Here is a 16,053-nt window from a genome sequence, read left to right on the forward strand (position 1 = left end):
ATGGCTACCACTTCACTTGACCTGGCCAAGGTGCGCAACATCGGCATCATGGCTCACATCGACGCGGGCAAGACGACGACCACCGAGCGGATCCTGTTCTACACCGGTGTCTCGTACAAGATCGGTGAGGTCCACGACGGCGCCGCGACGATGGACTGGATGGAGCAGGAGCAGGAGCGTGGCATCACGATCACCTCTGCTGCCACCACCTGTCACTGGCCGCTGAACGACGTCGATCACACCATCAACATCATCGACACCCCGGGCCACGTCGACTTCACCGTCGAGGTGGAGCGTTCGCTCCGCGTGCTCGACGGTGCCGTGACGGTGTTCGACGGCGTCGCCGGCGTTGAGCCCCAGTCCGAGACCGTGTGGCGTCAGGCGGACCGCTACGGCGTCCCGCGTATCTGCTTCGTCAACAAGCTCGACCGCACGGGTGCCGAGTTCCACCGCTGCGTCGACATGATCGTCGACCGCCTCGGTGCGACCCCGCTGGTCATGCAGCTGCCCATCGGCGCAGAGGCTGACTTCAAGGGCGTCGTCGACCTCGTCACCATGAAGGCCTTCGTCTGGTCCGCCGAGACCAAGATGGGCGAGGCCTACGACATCGTCGACATCCCCGACACGCACACCGAGGCTGCCGAGGAGTACCGCGGCAAGCTGCTCGAGGCCGTCGCGGAGAACGACGAAGAGATGATGGAGCTGTACCTCGAGGGCCAGGAGCCCTCGGTGGACCAGCTGTACGCGGCGATCCGTCGCATCACCATCGCCTCCGGCAAGGGCGGCGACACCACCGTCACCCCCGTCTTCTGCGGTACCGCGTTCAAGAACAAGGGCGTCCAGCCCCTGCTCGACGCGGTCGTGCGCTACCTGCCTTCCCCCCTGGACGTCGAGGCCATCGAGGGCCACGACGTCAAGGACCCGGAGCAGGTCATCAAGCGCAAGCCGTCCGACGACGAGCCGCTGTCGGCCCTCGCGTTCAAGATCGCGAGCGACCCGCACCTCGGCAAGCTCACCTTCGTCCGGATCTACTCCGGTCGCCTGGACTCCGGCACCGCGGTGCTGAACTCCGTCAAGGGCAAGAAGGAGCGCATCGGCAAGATCTACCGCATGCACGCGAACAAGCGTGAGGAGATCGAGTCGGTGGGCGCCGGTGACATCGTCGCCGTCATGGGACTGAAGCAGACCACCACGGGTGAGACGCTCTCCGACGACAAGCAGCCGGTGATCCTGGAGTCCATGGACTTCCCGGCGCCGGTCATCGAGGTCGCCATCGAGCCGAAGTCCAAGGGTGACCAGGAGAAGCTGGGTGTCGCCATCCAGCGTCTCTCGGAGGAGGACCCCTCCTTCCGCGTTCACTCGGACGAGGAGACCGGCCAGACCATCATCGGTGGTATGGGCGAGCTTCACCTCGAGGTGCTCGTCGACCGCATGAAGCGCGAATTCCGCGTCGAGGCGAACGTCGGCAAGCCGCAGGTGGCGTACCGCGAGACGATCCGCAAGGCCGTCGAGCGCGTCGACTTCACCCACAAGAAGCAGACCGGTGGTACCGGTCAGTTCGCGAAGGTGCAGATCGCGATCGAGCCCATCGAGGGCGGCGACGCGTCGTACGAGTTCGTGAACAAGGTCACGGGTGGCCGCATCCCCAAGGAGTACATCCCTTCGGTGGACGCGGGTGCTCAGGAGGCCATGCAGTTCGGCATCCTGGCGGGCTACGAGATGACGGGCGTTCGCGTCACGCTCATCGACGGCGCCTACCACGAGGTCGACTCCTCCGAGCTCGCCTTCAAGATCGCCGGTTCGCAGGCCTTCAAGGAGGCCGCGCGCAAGGCCAGCCCCGTGCTGCTCGAGCCGATGATGGCCGTCGAGGTCACCACGCCCGAGGACTACATGGGCGATGTCATCGGTGACATCAACTCCCGCCGTGGCCAGATCCAGGCCATGGAGGAGCGCAGCGGCGCTCGCGTCGTGAAGGGCCTCGTGCCCCTCTCGGAGATGTTCGGCTACGTCGGAGACCTCCGCAGCAAGACGTCGGGTCGCGCAAGCTACTCAATGCAGTTCGACTCCTACGCCGAGGTTCCGCGGAACGTCGCCGAGGAGATCATCGCGAAGGCCAAGGGCGAGTAACTCACCCGAGTTAACGCTTTAGGCTTGACACCATCCGCCGGGGTTCGACCCCAGCAGGGCGAGAACCCCGGCGGCTGGCTTCCCAGCAAAGATCACCTGGCGCCGATGAAGCAAGGCGTACAGAACCACTCCCAGGAGGACCCAGTGGCGAAGGCGAAGTTCGAGCGGACTAAGCCGCACGTCAACATCGGCACCATCGGTCACATTGACCACGGTAAGACGACCCTCACGGCCGCCATTACCAAGGTGCTGCACGACGCGTACCCCGACCTGAACGAGGCCTCGGCCTTCGACCAGATCGACAAGGCTCCCGAGGAGCGCCAGCGCGGTATCACGATCTCGATCGCGCACGTCGAGTACCAGACCGAGGCGCGTCACTACGCCCACGTCGACTGCCCCGGTCACGCGGACTACATCAAGAACATGATCACGGGTGCGGCGCAGATGGACGGCGCCATCCTCGTGGTCGCCGCCACCGACGGCCCGATGCCGCAGACCAAGGAGCACGTGCTCCTGGCCCGCCAGGTCGGCGTTCCGTACATCGTTGTCGCCCTGAACAAGGCCGACATGGTGGACGACGAGGAGATCCTGGAGCTCGTCGAGCTCGAGGTCCGTGAGCTCCTCTCCGAGTACGAGTTCCCGGGCGACGACCTGCCGGTCGTCAAGGTGTCCGCTCTGAAGGCCCTCGAGGGCGACAAGGAGTGGGGCAACACCGTCCTCGAGCTCATGAAGGCCGTGGACGAGTCCATCCCGGAGCCCGAGCGCGACGTCGACAAGCCGTTCCTGATGCCGATCGAGGACGTCTTCACGATCACCGGTCGTGGCACCGTCGTCACCGGCCGCATCGAGCGTGGTGTCCTCAAGGTCAACGAGACCGTCGACATCATCGGCATCAAGACCGAGAAGACCACCACCACGGTCACCGGCATCGAGATGTTCCGCAAGCTGCTCGACGAGGGCCAGGCCGGTGAGAACGTCGGTCTGCTCCTCCGTGGCATCAAGCGCGAGGACGTCGAGCGCGGCCAGGTCATCATCAAGCCCGGTTCGGTCACGCCGCACACCGAGTTCGAGGCCCAGGCCTACATCCTGTCGAAGGACGAGGGTGGCCGTCACACCCCGTTCTTCAACAACTACCGCCCGCAGTTCTACTTCCGTACGACGGACGTGACCGGCGTCGTGACCCTCCCCGAGGGCACCGAGATGGTCATGCCGGGTGACAACACGGAGATGTCCGTGGAGCTCATCCAGCCCGTCGCCATGGAAGAGGGCCTGAAGTTCGCCATCCGTGAGGGTGGCCGGACCGTCGGCGCCGGCCAGGTCACCAAGATCAACAAGTAAGCTTCCCGCTTACGCGTTGATCGGGGTTGCCCGGTCGCTCTGAACTGAGCGCACAGCAGTACCTCGCAGTAGCGGAAGGGCCCGTACGACTTCGGTCGTACGGGCCCTTCTGTGCGCGTGACGTGCGCGTGTCGTGCGCGTGACGCGTGCTGTGGCGGCGCGTCCCGGGTTTGATCTGCGTCACTCAAGGGGTACGCTCTTCGGCTCGATTGGCACCAGACGTGCCCCGTATGGCAGACTGTCATGGTTGCTCGGTTGAGTGCCGATGCTGCGCGCCTCCCGCCGGGAGGACCGGAAGCGAGTCCCACAGTACTCGTCGCCTTATCTGTCGCAGGGCCCGTAAAGGCCCGCAGGCAGCGCTGGGGCGGAAGTACGGGAATCTTTCGGGAAGTGCAGCGCGGTGGTTCAGCCAGGCGCCCGGTGGGTTTCTTCCCCCGGACCCGCGGTCATCAGGGCCGCAGCCCCTAGCAGGGATTCTCCTTCGGGAGAACTGTGTGAGCGGGACTGCGACACGCCCGACCGCGTGGGTCGGAGGAAGTAGAAAAAAGGGCCTATCGGGAGCCAGAGCGTTCGAGACAAAGGACTACTAAGTAGCCATGGCGGGACAGAAGATCCGCATCCGGCTCAAGGCCTACGACCACGAGGTCATCGACTCTTCGGCGAAGAAGATCGTCGAGACGGTGACTCGCACTGGTGCGTCGGTCGCGGGCCCGGTGCCGCTGCCCACTGAGAAGAACGTGTACTGCGTCATCAAGTCGCCGCACAAGTACAAGGACTCGCGCGAGCACTTCGAGATGCGCACGCACAAGCGCCTGATCGACATCCTCGACCCCACCCCCAAGACCGTTGACTCGTTGATGCGCCTGGACCTTCCGGCCGGCGTCGACATCGAGATCAAGCTCTGAAGGGCGCGAAGAAGATGACCAAGCAGATCAAGGGCATCCTGGGCGAGAAGCTCGGCATGACCCAGGTCTGGGACGAGAACAACCGTGTCGTCCCGGTGACCGTGGTCAAGGCCGGGCCCTGCGTCGTTACCCAGGTCCGTACGAATGACAGCGACGGCTACGAGTCGGTCCAGATCGCCTTCGGCGAGATCGACCCGCGCAAGGTGAACAAGCCCCTCAAGGGCCACTTCGCCAAGGCCGACGTGACCCCCCGTCGCCACCTCGTCGAGATCCGTACCGCTGGTGCCAGCGAGTACACCCTCGGCCAGGAGCTGACTGCCGAGACGTTCGAGGCCGGTATCAAGGTCGACGTCACCGGCAAGAGCAAGGGCAAGGGCTTCGCCGGTGTGATGAAGCGTCACAACTTCCACGGCGGCAAGGCCTCCCACGGTGCCCACCGCGTGCACCGCAAGCCCGGTTCCATCGGTGGCTGTGCCACCCCCGGCCGTGTCTTCAAGGGCATGCGCATGGCGGGTCGCATGGGCAACGAGCGGGTCACCACCCAGAACCTGACCGTCCACGCCGTTGACGCGGAGAAGGGTCTGCTGCTCATCAAGGGCGCGGTCCCCGGTCCGAACGGCGGCCTCGTCCTGGTCCGTACCGCGGCCAAGGGGGCCTGAGGTAACCCATGAGCACCATTGACATCCTTTCGCCGGCAGGCGACAAGACCGGGACGGTCGAGCTCCCCGCGGAGATCTTCGACGTCGAGAAGATCAGCATCCCGCTGATCCACCAGGTCGTCGTCGCGCAGCTGGCCGCGGCCCGTCAGGGCACGCACAAGACCAAGACCCGCGGTGAAGTCCGTGGTGGTGGCAAGAAGCCTTACCGCCAGAAGGGCACCGGCCGCGCGCGCCAGGGTTCGACCCGTGCGCCGCAGTTCGCCGGCGGTGGCGTCGTCCACGGCCCCGTGCCGCGTGACTACTCCCAGCGCACCCCCAAGAAGATGAAGGCTGCCGCCCTGCGTCACGCCCTCACCGACCGGGCGCGCAACTCCCGCATCCACGTCGTCTCCGGCGTGGTCGAGGGCGAGATCTCGACGAAGGCCGCGAAGAGCCTGCTCGGCAAGGTCAGCGAGCGCAAGAACGTGCTCCTGGTCATCGAGCGCTCGGACGAGCTGTCGCTGCTCTCCGCCCGCAACCTGCCCCAGGTCCACATCCTGGAGCCGGGCCAGCTGAACACGTACGACGTGCTCGTCTCGGACGACGTGGTCTTCACCAAGGCCGCGTTCGAGTCCTTCGTGTCCGGCCCGAAGGCCACCGACACCGAAGGGAGCGAAGCCTGATGGCCATCCGTCACCAGAGCATCGCGTCCAAGGCTGCGAAGGCCGCCAAGGCCGCGCGCGTCGCCAAGGCGAAGCGCATCGCGACCGAGGGCAAGATCGCCGTTGAGCCCACCCCGCTGAGCAAGTCCTTCTCGGACCCGCGCGACGTCCTCGTCAAGCCGGTCGTCTCCGAGAAGTCGTACGCGCTGCTCGACGAGGGCAAGTACACGTTCATCGTGGCCCCGGGCGCCAACAAGACCCAGATCAAGCAGGCCGTCGAGGCGGTCTTCTCGGTCAAGGTCACCGGCGTCAACACGATCAACCGTCAGGGCAAGCGGAAGCGTACGCGCACCGGTTTCGGCAAGCGTGCCGACACCAAGCGCGCGATCGTGACCCTTGCTGAGGGCGACCGTATCGACATCTTCGGCCAGGCCTCCTAACGGAGCGCCCTGGTCCGAATATCGGACGAGGACTGAGAAATGGGAATCCGCAAGTACAAGCCGACTACGCCGGGCCGCCGTGGCTCCTCCGTAGCCGACTTCGTCGAGGTAACGCGGTCCACGCCGGAGAAGTCGCTGGTTCGCCCGCTGCACAGCAAGGGCGGCCGTAACAATTCCGGTCGTGTGACCGTTCGCCACCAGGGTGGTGGCCACAAGCGCGCCTACCGCGTGATCGACTTCCGTCGCCACGACAAGGACGGCGTGCCGGCCAAGGTCGCGCACATCGAGTACGACCCCAACCGCACCGCGCGCATCGCGCTGCTGCACTACGCGGACGGCGAGAAGCGCTACATCCTCGCCCCGCGCGGCACGCAGCAGGGTGACCGGATCGAGAGTGGCGCCGGCGCCGACATCAAGCCCGGCAACAACATGGCGCTGCGCAACATCCCGGTCGGTACGACCATCCACGCCATCGAGCTGCGGCCCGGCGGCGGCGCGAAGTTCGCCCGCTCCGCGGGTGCCTCCGTGCAGCTGCTCGCGAAGGAAGGCGCCATGGCGCACCTTCGCATGCCGTCCGGTGAGATCCGTCTGGTCGACGTCCGCTGCCGCGCCACCATCGGCGAGGTCGGCAACGCCGAGCAGTCGAACATCAACTGGGGCAAGGCCGGCCGTATGCGCTGGAAGGGCGTCCGCCCGACCGTGCGTGGTGTCGTGATGAACCCGGTCGACCACCCGCACGGTGGTGGTGAAGGCAAGACCTCCGGTGGTCGTCACCCGGTCTCGCCGTGGGGCAAGAAGGAGGGTCGTACTCGTGATCGCAACAAGGCGAGCAACAAGTACATCGTCCGCCGCCGCAAGTCGAACAAGAAGCGCTAGGAGCGGGTTTAGATGCCGCGCAGTCTCAAGAAGGGGCCCTTCGTCGACGACCACCTCGTAAAGAAGGTGGACGCCCAGAACGAAGCCGGCACCAAGAACGTCATCAAGACCTGGTCCCGTCGCTCGATGATCATTCCCAGCATGCTGGGTCACACGATCGCGGTGCACAACGGCAAGACCCACATCCCGGTGTTCGTCACCGAGTCGATGGTCGGCCACAAGCTCGGCGAGTTCTCGCCGACTCGCACCTTCCGCGGCCACGTCAAGGACGACCGGAAGTCGAAGCGCCGCTAACGCGGGGTGGAACGACTATGACTAACACCGAAGGGACAACCATGGAAGCCAGGGCCCAGGCGCGGTACATCCGCGTCACGCCCATGAAGGCCCGCCGCGTGGTGGACCTCATCCGTGGCATGGATGCCACGGAGGCTCAGGCGGTCCTGCGTTTCGCCCCGCAGGCCGCGAGCGTGCCGGTCGGCAAGGTGCTGGACAGCGCCATTGCCAACGCCGCGCACAACTACGACCACACCGACGCCTCTTCGCTGGTCATCAGCGAGGCGTACGTGGATGAGGGCCCGACCCTGAAGCGGTTCCGTCCGCGTGCTCAGGGCCGTGCCTACCGGATCCGTAAGCGGACCAGCCACATCACCGTGGTCGTCAGCAGCAAGGAAGGAACCCGGTAATGGGCCAGAAGGTAAACCCGCACGGGTTCCGGCTCGGTGTCACGACCGACTTCAAGTCGCGTTGGTACGCCGACAAGCTGTACAAGGACTACGTCAAGGAAGACGTCGCCATCCGTCGGATGATGACGTCCGGCATGGAGCGCGCCGGCATCTCGAAGGTTGAGATCGAGCGCACCCGTGACCGCGTGCGTGTGGACATCCACACCGCCCGTCCCGGCATCGTCATCGGCCGCCGTGGCGCCGAGGCCGACCGCATCCGCGGTGACCTCGAGAAGCTCACGGGCAAGCAGGTCCAGCTGAACATCCTCGAGGTCAAGAACCCCGAGGTCGACGCTCAGCTCGTGGCCCAGGCCGTGGCGGAGCAGCTGTCCTCCCGCGTCTCCTTCCGTCGCGCCATGCGTAAGAGCATGCAGTCGGCGATGAAGGCGGGCGCCAAGGGCATCAAGATCCAGTGTGGTGGCCGTCTCGGCGGCGCCGAGATGTCGCGCTCGGAGTTCTACCGCGAGGGCCGCGTGCCCCTGCACACGCTCCGTGCCAACGTCGACTACGGCTTCTTCGAGGCCAAGACGACCTTCGGCCGCATCGGCGTGAAGGTCTGGATCTACAAGGGCGACGTCAAGAACATCGCCGAGGTCCGCGCCGAGAACGCCGCTGCCCGCGCCGGCAACCGCCCGGCCCGTGGTGGCAACGACCGCCCGGCCCGTGGTGGCCGCGGTGGCGAGCGTGGCGGTCGCGGCCGCAAGCCGCAGCAGTCGGCTCCGGCCGCCGAGGCCCCCAAGGCCGAGGCGCCCGCCGCTGCTCCGGCTGCTGAGAGCACCGGAACGGAGGCCTGACCGAAATGCTGATCCCCCGTAGGGTCAAGCACCGCAAGCAGCACCACCCGAAGCGCAGCGGTATGTCCAAGGGTGGCACGCAGGTTGCGTTCGGCGAGTACGGCATCCAGGCGCTGACCCCGGCGTACGTGACGAACCGTCAGATCGAGGCAGCTCGTATCGCGATGACGCGTCACATCAAGCGTGGCGGCAAGGTCTGGATCAACATTTACCCGGACCGCCCCCTCACCAAGAAGCCTGCCGAGACCCGCATGGGTTCCGGTAAGGGTTCTCCGGAGTGGTGGGTCGCCAACGTCAAGCCCGGACGCGTCATGTTCGAGCTGTCGTACCCGAACGAGAAGATTGCTCGTGAGGCGCTTACCCGCGCTGCTCACAAGCTTCCGATGAAGTGCCGCATCGTCCGGCGCGAGGCAGGTGAGTCGTGATGTCGGCCGGTACCAAGGCGTCCGAGCTGCGCGAGCTGGGCAACGAGGAGCTTGTCAACAAGCTTCGCGAGGCCAAGGAAGAGCTGTTCAACCTCCGCTTCCAGGCGGCGACGGGCCAGCTCGAGAACCACGGTCGGCTCAAGGCCGTCCGTAAGGACATCGCGCGGATCTACACCCTGATGCGTGAGCGCGAGCTGGGCATCGAGACGGTGGAGAGCGCCTGATGAGCGAGAGCAACGTGACTGAAGAGACGAAGGCCGCGCGCGGCTTCCGCAAGACCCGTGAGGGTCTTGTCGTCAGCGACAAGATGGACAAGACCGTCGTCGTCGCCGTCGAGGACCGCGTCAAGCACGCGCTGTACGGCAAGGTCATCCGCCGTACCAACAAGCTCAAGGCGCACGACGAGCAGAACGCTGCCGGCGTCGGCGACCGCGTCCTCCTGATGGAGACGCGTCCGCTGTCCGCCACCAAGCGCTGGCGCATCGTCGAGATCCTCGAGAAGGCCAAGTAATCCCTCTGAGGGGCACCCCCCTCGGAGTTCGTTCCGCCAGGCTCCCGGGGCAGTTCGCTGAACTGCCCCGGGGGAACCGGCAGACAATCAGGAGATAGACGTGATCCAGCAGGAGTCGCGACTGCGCGTCGCCGACAACACGGGTGCGAAGGAAATTCTCACCATCCGTGTTCTCGGTGGCTCGGGTCGCCGCTACGCGGGCATCGGTGACGTCATCGTCGCCACCGTCAAGGACGCGATCCCCGGTGGCAACGTGAAGAAGGGTGACGTCGTCAAGGCGGTCATCGTTCGCACCGTCAAGGAGCGCCGCCGTCCGGACGGCTCGTACATCCGCTTCGACGAGAACGCCGCCGTCATTCTGAAGAACGACGGCGACCCTCGCGGCACCCGTATCTTCGGCCCTGTCGGCCGTGAGCTGCGCGAGAAGAAGTTCATGAAGATCATCTCGCTCGCGCCGGAGGTGCTGTAAGCATGAAGATCAAGAAGGGCGACCTGGTCCAGGTCATCACCGGTAAGGACAAGGGCAAGCAGGGCAAGGTCATTGCCGCTTACCCGCGCGAGGAGCGCGTCCTGGTCGAGGGTGTCAACCGGGTCAAGAAGCACACGAAGGCCGGCCCGACCGCCAGCGGCTCGCAGGCCGGCGGCATCGTGACCACCGAGGCCCCCGTCCACGTCTCCAACGTCCAGCTGGTCGTGGAGAAGGACGGCAACAAGGTTGTCACGCGCGTCGGATACCGCTTCGACGACGAGGGCAACAAGATCCGCGTTGCCAAGCGGACGGGTGAGGACATCTGATGACGACCACCACCACTCCGCGTCTCAAGACGAAGTACCGCGACGAGATCAAGGACAAGCTGCGTGAGGAGTTCTCTTACGAGAACGTCATGCAGATCCCCGGCCTGGTCAAGATCGTGGTCAACATGGGTGTCGGCGACGCCGCCCGTGACTCGAAGCTGATCGACGGCGCCATCCGCGACCTCACCACGATCACCGGCCAGAAGCCGGCCGTGACGAAGGCCCGGAAGTCCATCGCGCAGTTCAAGCTGCGCGAGGGCCAGCCGATCGGCTGCCACGTCACGCTCCGTGGCGACCGCATGTGGGAGTTCCTGGACCGCACCCTGTCGCTCGCGCTGCCGCGCATCCGCGACTTCCGTGGTCTGTCCCCCAAGCAGTTCGACGGCCGTGGCAACTACACCTTCGGTCTCACGGAGCAGGTCATGTTCCACGAGATCGACCAGGACAAGATCGACCGCGTCCGGGGTATGGACATCACCGTGGTGACCACGGCGACCAACGACGCTGAGGGCCGTGCGCTCCTTCGTCACCTCGGCTTCCCGTTCAAGGAGGCGTAAGCGAGATGGCGAAGAAGGCTCTGATTGCCAAGGCTGCTCGTAAGCCCAAGTTCGGTGTGCGTGCGTACACCCGCTGCCAGCGCTGCGGCCGCCCGCACTCCGTCTACCGCAAGTTCGGCCTCTGCCGCGTGTGCCTTCGTGAGATGGCTCACCGTGGCGAGCTCCCGGGCGTGACCAAGAGCTCCTGGTAGTCCCCACCTTTTCGAAGGTTTCTGGGACTCCTGGATCTCTCGGTAAGTAAAGGGTTGGCAGATGCCGTCCTCCACATGGCTTAGGCTAGGAGGGTTGGGCGTCTGCCGCCCTGACCGACTTACTACGCCGTAGGTCCCCGCGCCGCACCCGTCCTGCCTCTGAGTGGGGAGAGGGATGGCGCAGATAGGAAACCCCGGCGAGAGAGGCCGAAGGCCAATTCATGACCATGACTGATCCGATCGCGGACATGCTGACTCGTCTGCGTAACGCGAACTCGGCGTACCACGACACCGTGGCGATGCCGCACAGCAAGATCAAGTCTCACATCGCGGAGATCCTCCAGCAGGAGGGCTTCATCACGGGCTGGAAGGTCGAGGACGCCGAGGTCGGCAAGAACCTCGTTCTCGAGCTGAAGTTCGGCCCGAACCGTGAGCGCTCCATCGCGGGCATCAAGCGGATCTCCAAGCCCGGTCTCCGGGTTTACGCGAAGTCCACCAACCTGCCGAAGGTCCTCGGCGGCCTCGGCGTGGCGATCATCTCCACGTCGCACGGTCTCCTGACCGGCCAGCAGGCAGGCAAGAAGGGCGTAGGTGGGGAAGTCCTCGCCTACGTCTGGTAGTCGGGAACGGAGGAATAGCTAATGTCGCGTATTGGCAAGCTCCCCATCACGGTTCCCGCCGGCGTGGACGTCACCATCGACGGCCAGACGGTCGCGGTCAAGGGTCCCAAGGGCACCCTGAGCCACACCATCGTCGCGCCGATCGAGATCGCTAAGGGTGAGGACGGCGTTCTGAACGTCACCCGCCCGAACGACGAGCGTCAGAACAAGGCCCTCCACGGCCTGTCCCGCACGCTGGTGGCGAACATGATCACCGGCGTGACCCAGGGTTACGTGAAGAAGCTCGAAATCAGCGGTGTCGGTTACCGCGTCCTGGCGAAGGGCTCCAACCTGGAGTTCTCGCTCGGCTACAGCCACCCGATCCTGATCGAGGCGCCCGAGGGCATCTCCTTCAAGGTCGAATCGGCGACCAAGTTCTCGGTCGAGGGCATCGACAAGCAGAAGGTCGGCGAGGTTGCGGCCAACATCCGCAAGCTGCGCAAGCCCGACCCGTACAAGGCCAAGGGCGTCAAGTACGAAGGCGAAGTCATCCGCCGCAAGGTCGGAAAGGCGGGTAAGTAAGCCATGGCATACGGTGTCAAGATTGCTAAGGGCGACGCTTACAAGCGTGCTGCCATCAAGCGTCGTCACATCCGCATCCGTAAGCACATCTCGGGTACGGCTGAGCGTCCGCGCCTGGTCGTGACGCGTTCCAACCGCCACATCGTGGCCCAGGTCATCGACGACATCAAGGGTCACACCCTGGCGTCGGCTTCGACCCTGGACACCACGATCCGCGGCGCCGAGGGCGACAAGTCCGCGCAGGCCAAGTCGGTCGGCGCCCTGGTCGCCGAGCGCGCCAAGGCCGCCGGTGTCGAGACTGTCGTGTTCGACCGTGGTGGTAACCAGTACGCCGGGCGCATCGCCGCCCTGGCGGACGCCGCCCGCGAAGCCGGACTCAAGTTCTGAGTCGGTTCCGTAGCTAGCGGAAACAGAGAGAGGTAATTCCAATGGCTGGACCCCAGCGCCGCGGTGGCGGTGCCGGTGGCGGCGAGCGGCGGGACCGGAAGGGTCGCGACGGTGGCAACGCCGCCGCCGAGAAGACCGCGTACGTTGAGCGCGTTGTCGCGATCAACCGCGTCGCCAAGGTTGTGAAGGGTGGTCGTCGCTTCAGCTTCACTGCGCTCGTCGTAGTGGGCGACGGTGACGGCACCGTGGGTGTCGGTTACGGCAAGGCCAAGGAGGTGCCGGCCGCCATCGCCAAGGGTGTTGAGGAGGCCAAGAAGCACTTCTTCAAGGTCCCCCGTATCCAGGGCACCATCCCGCACCCCATCCAGGGTGAGAAGGCCGCGGGCGTCGTCCTGCTGAAGCCTGCTTCCCCCGGTACCGGTGTTATCGCCGGTGGCCCGGTGCGTGCGGTGCTCGAGTGCGCCGGCGTTCACGACATCCTGTCGAAGTCCCTGGGCTCCGACAACGCGATCAACATCGTGCACGCGACCGTGGCGGCCCTCAAGGGCCTGCAGCGTCCCGAGGAGATCGCGGCTCGCCGTGGTCTGCCCCTCGAGGACGTCGCCCCCGCGGCTCTGCTTCGTGCTCGTGCGGGAGCGGGTGCGTAATGGCACAGCTCAAGATCACGCAGACGAAGTCGTACATCGGCAGCAAGCAGAACCACCGCGACACCCTGCGTTCCCTTGGTCTCAAGGGCATCAACACGCAGGTCGTCAAGGAGGACCGCCCCGAGTTCCGCGGAATGGTGCACACCGTCCGCCACCTCGTGACGGTTGAGGAGGTCGACTGACATGGCGGAGCAGAACCCGCTGAAGGTCCACAACCTCCGGCCCGCCCCGGGCGCCAAGACCGCCAAGACCCGTGTGGGTCGTGGTGAGGCGTCCAAGGGTAAGACCGCTGGTCGTGGTACCAAGGGCACCAAGGCCCGTTACCAGGTTCCGGAGCGCTTCGAGGGTGGCCAGATGCCCCTCCACATGCGTCTCCCGAAGCTCAAGGGCTTCAAGAACCCGTTCAAGACCGAGTTCCAGGTCGTGAACCTCGACAAGCTGAGCGCGCTGTACCCCGAGGGTGGCGAGGTCACCGTCGAGGGTCTCGTCGCCAAGGGTGCCGTTCGCAAGAACAGCCTCGTCAAGGTGCTCGGCCAGGGTGAGCTCACCGTGGCGCTGCAGGTGACGGTCGACGCCGTCTCCGGCTCCGCCAAGGAGAAGATCACCGCCGCGGGCGGTACCGTCACCGAGCTCGTCTGATTCATCAAGACGTGTCGATGACATGAGCGATTCCCAGCCGGGGATGCCCCACAAAAGGGGCATCCCCGGTTGGTCGTTCCAAGGGGGGCACGGTCGCCGGTAAGGTGGCGTGCACTGTCTAAGCTCCGTGCGGTCTGCCCGCACGGTTTTCTTGACTGATATGTATTCGTCGATCCTCAGACCATCACCTCTGGCGCACGCGCGCGGGGGTCGCAGGAGGCACCGTGCTCACCGCGTTCGCCCGGGCGTTCAAGACGCCCGACCTGCGCAAGAAGCTGCTCTTCACGCTCGGCATCATCGTGATCTACCGGGTGGGTACGCATGTGCCGATCCCCGGTGTCGACTACAAGAACGTCCAGGCCTGCATCGACAACGCCAATGCGAACCAGGGCCTGTTCGGTCTCGTCAACATGTTCAGCGGTGGCGCGCTGCTGCAGATCACGATCTTCGCGCTCGGCATCATGCCGTACATCACGGCGAGCATCATTCTGCAGCTGTTGACCGTGGTGATCCCGCGACTCGAGGCCCTCAAGAAGGAGGGCCAGGCCGGCACAGCGAAGATCACGCAGTACACGCGCTATCTGACCATCGCGCTCGCGATTCTTCAGGGCACCGGCCTGGTGGCCACCGCCCGCACCGGCACCCTCTTCCAGGGCTGCCCCGTCGCCAGTGAGATCGTCCCCGACCAGTCGATCTTCGTGACGATCACGATGGTCATCACGATGACCGCCGGTACGGCCTGTGTGATGTGGCTCGGTGAGCTCATCACCGACCGCGGCATCGGCAACGGCATGTCGATCCTGATGTTCATCTCGATCGCCGCGACCTTCCCGAGCGCCCTGTGGGCCATCAAGCAGCAGGGTGACCTGGCCAACGGCTGGATCGAGTTCGGCACCGTCATCGCGGTCGGTCTCGTCATGGTCGGCCTGGTGGTCTTCGTCGAGCAGGCGCAGCGCCGCATTCCGGTCCAGTACGCGAAGCGCATGATCGGCCGCCGGTCCTACGGCGGGACGTCGACGTACATCCCGTTGAAGGTCAATCAGGCGGGCATCATCCCTGTGATCTTCGCCTCGTCGCTGCTCTACATTCCGGCGCTGGTCGCCCAGTTCGCGGGTGGCAACTCGGGCTGGAAGACGTGGATCGAGGCGAACCTGACCAAGGGTGACCATCCGATTTACATCGCCACGTACTTCATCCTGATCGTCTTCTTCGCCTTCTTCTACGTCGCGATCTCCTTCAACCCCGAGGAAGTCGCCGACAACATGAAGAAGTATGGTGGCTTCATCCCGGGCATCCGGGCTGGCCGTCCGACCGCTGAGTATCTGAGCTACGTACTCAACCGGATCACCTGGCCGGGTTCGCTGTATCTGGGTCTGATCGCTCTTGTGCCGACGATGGCGTTGGTGGGCTTCGGGGCAAACCAGAACTTCCCGTTCGGCGGGACGAGCATCCTCATCATCGTGGGTGTGGGTCTGGAAACCGTGAAGCAGATCGAGAGCCAGCTCCAGCAGCGCAATTACGAAGGGTTCCTCCGCTGATGCGTATCGTCCTCGTCGGGCCGCCCGGTGCGGGCAAGGGAACGCAGGCCGCGTTCCTCGCCAAGAACCTGTCGATCCCGCACATCTCCACGGGCGACCTCTTCCGTGCCAACATCAGCCAGGGCACGGAGCTGGGCAAGCAGGCGAAGGCGTACATGGACGCCGGCAACCTCGTGCCCGACGAGGTGACCATCGGCATGGCGAAGGACCGGATGGCGCAGCCGGACGCCGAGAACGGCTTCCTGCTCGACGGGTTCCCGCGCAACGTGTCGCAGGCGGAGGCGCTGGACGTGGCGCTCAAGGCCGATGACGTGAAGCTCGACGCCGTCCTGGACCTGGAGGTCCCGGAGGACGAGGTCGTCAAGCGGATCGCCGGCCGGCGGATCTGCCGCAAGGACTCCAGCCACGTCTTCCACGTGACGTACAGCAAGCCGAAGCAGGAGGGCGTCTGTGACGTCTGCGGCGGCGAGCTCTACCAGCGCGAGGACGACAGCGAGGACACCGTCCGCAAGCGCCTCGAGGTCTACCACACGCAGACCGAGCCGATCATCGACTACTACCGGACCCAGGGTCTGGTCGTGACGATCTCCGCGCTCGGCAAGGTGGACGAGGTCACGGCGCGTGCGATGGACGCGCTCAAGGGCGACAAGTAGCCACGAGTAACCAGTACGCTGTTTCGG

25 protein-coding genes are annotated in these 16,053 nt (G+C 65.2%); all 25 read left to right on the plus strand.

The window, feature by feature from the left end:
- The 25 genes from fusA to ACH4D5_RS09215 all read left to right on the plus strand — a co-directional run bounded on the left by fusA (position 1) and on the right by ACH4D5_RS09215 (position 16,026).
- Complete coding sequence (gene fusA / locus ACH4D5_RS09095; RefSeq protein ID WP_362994424.1) at positions 1 to 2,127, plus strand: elongation factor G; 2,127 nt, start codon at positions 1 to 3, stop codon at positions 2,125 to 2,127.
- Between the two features lie 144 nt (positions 2,128 to 2,271).
- Positions 2,272 to 3,465 (plus strand): elongation factor Tu, encoded by a 1,194-nt coding sequence (gene tuf / locus ACH4D5_RS09100; RefSeq protein ID WP_150171078.1) that lies wholly within the window; start codon positions 2,272 to 2,274, stop codon positions 3,463 to 3,465.
- A 596-nt stretch (positions 3,466 to 4,061) separates the two neighbouring features.
- Positions 4,062 to 4,370, plus strand: coding sequence for a 30S ribosomal protein S10 (rpsJ, locus tag ACH4D5_RS09105; RefSeq protein ID WP_003948644.1), 309 nt, complete (start codon positions 4,062 to 4,064; stop codon positions 4,368 to 4,370).
- A gap of 14 nt (positions 4,371 to 4,384) precedes the next feature.
- On the plus strand, positions 4,385 to 5,029 hold the full coding sequence (gene rplC, locus ACH4D5_RS09110; protein WP_030782583.1) for a 50S ribosomal protein L3: 645 nt from the start codon (positions 4,385 to 4,387) through the stop codon (positions 5,027 to 5,029).
- Between the two features lie 8 nt (positions 5,030 to 5,037).
- The gene (gene rplD, locus ACH4D5_RS09115; RefSeq protein ID WP_150171088.1) at positions 5,038 to 5,691 is read left to right on the plus strand and encodes a 50S ribosomal protein L4; all 654 of its coding nucleotides are present in this window, start codon (positions 5,038 to 5,040) and stop codon (positions 5,689 to 5,691) included.
- The gene (gene rplW, locus ACH4D5_RS09120; RefSeq protein WP_055564827.1) at positions 5,691 to 6,110 is read left to right on the plus strand and encodes a 50S ribosomal protein L23; all 420 of its coding nucleotides are present in this window, start codon (positions 5,691 to 5,693) and stop codon (positions 6,108 to 6,110) included. Before rplD ends, rplW begins: the two co-directional genes overlap by 1 nt.
- A gap of 39 nt (positions 6,111 to 6,149) precedes the next feature.
- Positions 6,150 to 6,986 (plus strand): 50S ribosomal protein L2, encoded by an 837-nt coding sequence (rplB, locus tag ACH4D5_RS09125; RefSeq protein WP_268772968.1) that lies wholly within the window; start codon positions 6,150 to 6,152, stop codon positions 6,984 to 6,986.
- A 12-nt stretch (positions 6,987 to 6,998) separates the two neighbouring features.
- On the plus strand, positions 6,999 to 7,280 hold the full coding sequence (gene rpsS, locus ACH4D5_RS09130) for a 30S ribosomal protein S19 (RefSeq protein WP_030782571.1): 282 nt from the start codon (positions 6,999 to 7,001) through the stop codon (positions 7,278 to 7,280).
- 41 nt (positions 7,281 to 7,321) lie between these two features.
- A complete protein-coding gene (gene rplV / locus ACH4D5_RS09135; RefSeq protein ID WP_004571827.1) occupies positions 7,322 to 7,669 on the plus strand; it encodes a 50S ribosomal protein L22 in 348 nt (115 codons plus the stop codon).
- Positions 7,669 to 8,502 carry a 30S ribosomal protein S3 gene (rpsC, locus tag ACH4D5_RS09140; RefSeq protein WP_055564829.1) on the plus strand — a complete coding sequence of 278 codons (834 nt, stop codon included), beginning with the start codon at positions 7,669 to 7,671 and terminating at the stop codon, positions 8,500 to 8,502. Before rplV ends, rpsC begins: the two co-directional genes overlap by 1 nt.
- Before the next feature lie 5 nt (positions 8,503 to 8,507).
- The gene (rplP, locus tag ACH4D5_RS09145; RefSeq protein ID WP_055698227.1) at positions 8,508 to 8,927 is read left to right on the plus strand and encodes a 50S ribosomal protein L16; all 420 of its coding nucleotides are present in this window, start codon (positions 8,508 to 8,510) and stop codon (positions 8,925 to 8,927) included.
- Positions 8,927 to 9,151: a 50S ribosomal protein L29 gene (gene rpmC, locus ACH4D5_RS09150; protein ID WP_006347226.1), complete on the plus strand. Its 225-nt coding sequence runs from the start codon at positions 8,927 to 8,929 to the stop codon at positions 9,149 to 9,151. Before rplP ends, rpmC begins: the two co-directional genes overlap by 1 nt.
- Complete coding sequence (gene rpsQ, locus ACH4D5_RS09155) at positions 9,151 to 9,438, plus strand: 30S ribosomal protein S17 (protein WP_164321735.1); 288 nt, start codon at positions 9,151 to 9,153, stop codon at positions 9,436 to 9,438. Before rpmC ends, rpsQ begins: the two co-directional genes overlap by 1 nt.
- A gap of 100 nt (positions 9,439 to 9,538) precedes the next feature.
- Positions 9,539 to 9,907 carry a 50S ribosomal protein L14 gene (rplN, locus tag ACH4D5_RS09160; RefSeq protein WP_003974257.1) on the plus strand — a complete coding sequence of 123 codons (369 nt, stop codon included), beginning with the start codon at positions 9,539 to 9,541 and terminating at the stop codon, positions 9,905 to 9,907.
- Positions 9,908 to 9,909: 2 nt separating this feature from the next.
- Positions 9,910 to 10,233, plus strand: coding sequence for a 50S ribosomal protein L24 (rplX, locus tag ACH4D5_RS09165; RefSeq protein ID WP_030685463.1), 324 nt, complete (start codon positions 9,910 to 9,912; stop codon positions 10,231 to 10,233).
- Positions 10,233 to 10,790, plus strand: coding sequence for a 50S ribosomal protein L5 (gene rplE, locus ACH4D5_RS09170; protein ID WP_362994433.1), 558 nt, complete (start codon positions 10,233 to 10,235; stop codon positions 10,788 to 10,790). The genes rplX and rplE overlap by 1 nt, the downstream gene beginning before the upstream one ends.
- Before the next feature lie 5 nt (positions 10,791 to 10,795).
- Positions 10,796 to 10,981, plus strand: coding sequence for a type Z 30S ribosomal protein S14 (locus ACH4D5_RS09175; protein WP_003956452.1), 186 nt, complete (start codon positions 10,796 to 10,798; stop codon positions 10,979 to 10,981).
- A gap of 221 nt (positions 10,982 to 11,202) precedes the next feature.
- Positions 11,203 to 11,601: a 30S ribosomal protein S8 gene (rpsH, locus tag ACH4D5_RS09180; RefSeq protein ID WP_018528360.1), complete on the plus strand. Its 399-nt coding sequence runs from the start codon at positions 11,203 to 11,205 to the stop codon at positions 11,599 to 11,601.
- A gap of 21 nt (positions 11,602 to 11,622) precedes the next feature.
- Entirely contained in the window at positions 11,623 to 12,162 is a 540-nt protein-coding gene (rplF, locus tag ACH4D5_RS09185; RefSeq protein ID WP_055527119.1) for a 50S ribosomal protein L6, read from the plus strand.
- A 3-nt stretch (positions 12,163 to 12,165) separates the two neighbouring features.
- A complete protein-coding gene (gene rplR, locus ACH4D5_RS09190) occupies positions 12,166 to 12,549 on the plus strand; it encodes a 50S ribosomal protein L18 (RefSeq protein ID WP_398300201.1) in 384 nt (127 codons plus the stop codon).
- Positions 12,550 to 12,590: 41 nt separating this feature from the next.
- Entirely contained in the window at positions 12,591 to 13,196 is a 606-nt protein-coding gene (gene rpsE / locus ACH4D5_RS09195; RefSeq protein ID WP_055564834.1) for a 30S ribosomal protein S5, read from the plus strand.
- Entirely contained in the window at positions 13,196 to 13,378 is a 183-nt protein-coding gene (gene rpmD, locus ACH4D5_RS09200; RefSeq protein WP_005481207.1) for a 50S ribosomal protein L30, read from the plus strand. Before rpsE ends, rpmD begins: the two co-directional genes overlap by 1 nt.
- A 1-nt stretch (position 13,379) precedes the next feature.
- On the plus strand, positions 13,380 to 13,835 hold the full coding sequence (gene rplO / locus ACH4D5_RS09205; RefSeq protein ID WP_062775150.1) for a 50S ribosomal protein L15: 456 nt from the start codon (positions 13,380 to 13,382) through the stop codon (positions 13,833 to 13,835).
- A gap of 224 nt (positions 13,836 to 14,059) precedes the next feature.
- Positions 14,060 to 15,373 carry a preprotein translocase subunit SecY gene (gene secY / locus ACH4D5_RS09210; RefSeq protein ID WP_398300204.1) on the plus strand — a complete coding sequence of 438 codons (1,314 nt, stop codon included), beginning with the start codon at positions 14,060 to 14,062 and terminating at the stop codon, positions 15,371 to 15,373.
- Positions 15,373 to 16,026, plus strand: a complete 654-nt coding sequence (locus tag ACH4D5_RS09215; protein ID WP_398300206.1) for an adenylate kinase — start codon at positions 15,373 to 15,375, stop codon at positions 16,024 to 16,026. The genes secY and ACH4D5_RS09215 overlap by 1 nt, the downstream gene beginning before the upstream one ends.
- The last annotated feature ends 27 nt before the right edge of the window (positions 16,027 to 16,053 follow it).

Source organism: Streptomyces sp. NPDC018029, from assembly GCF_044327655.1.
Taxonomy (GTDB): Bacteria; Actinomycetota; Actinomycetes; order Streptomycetales; family Streptomycetaceae; genus Streptomyces.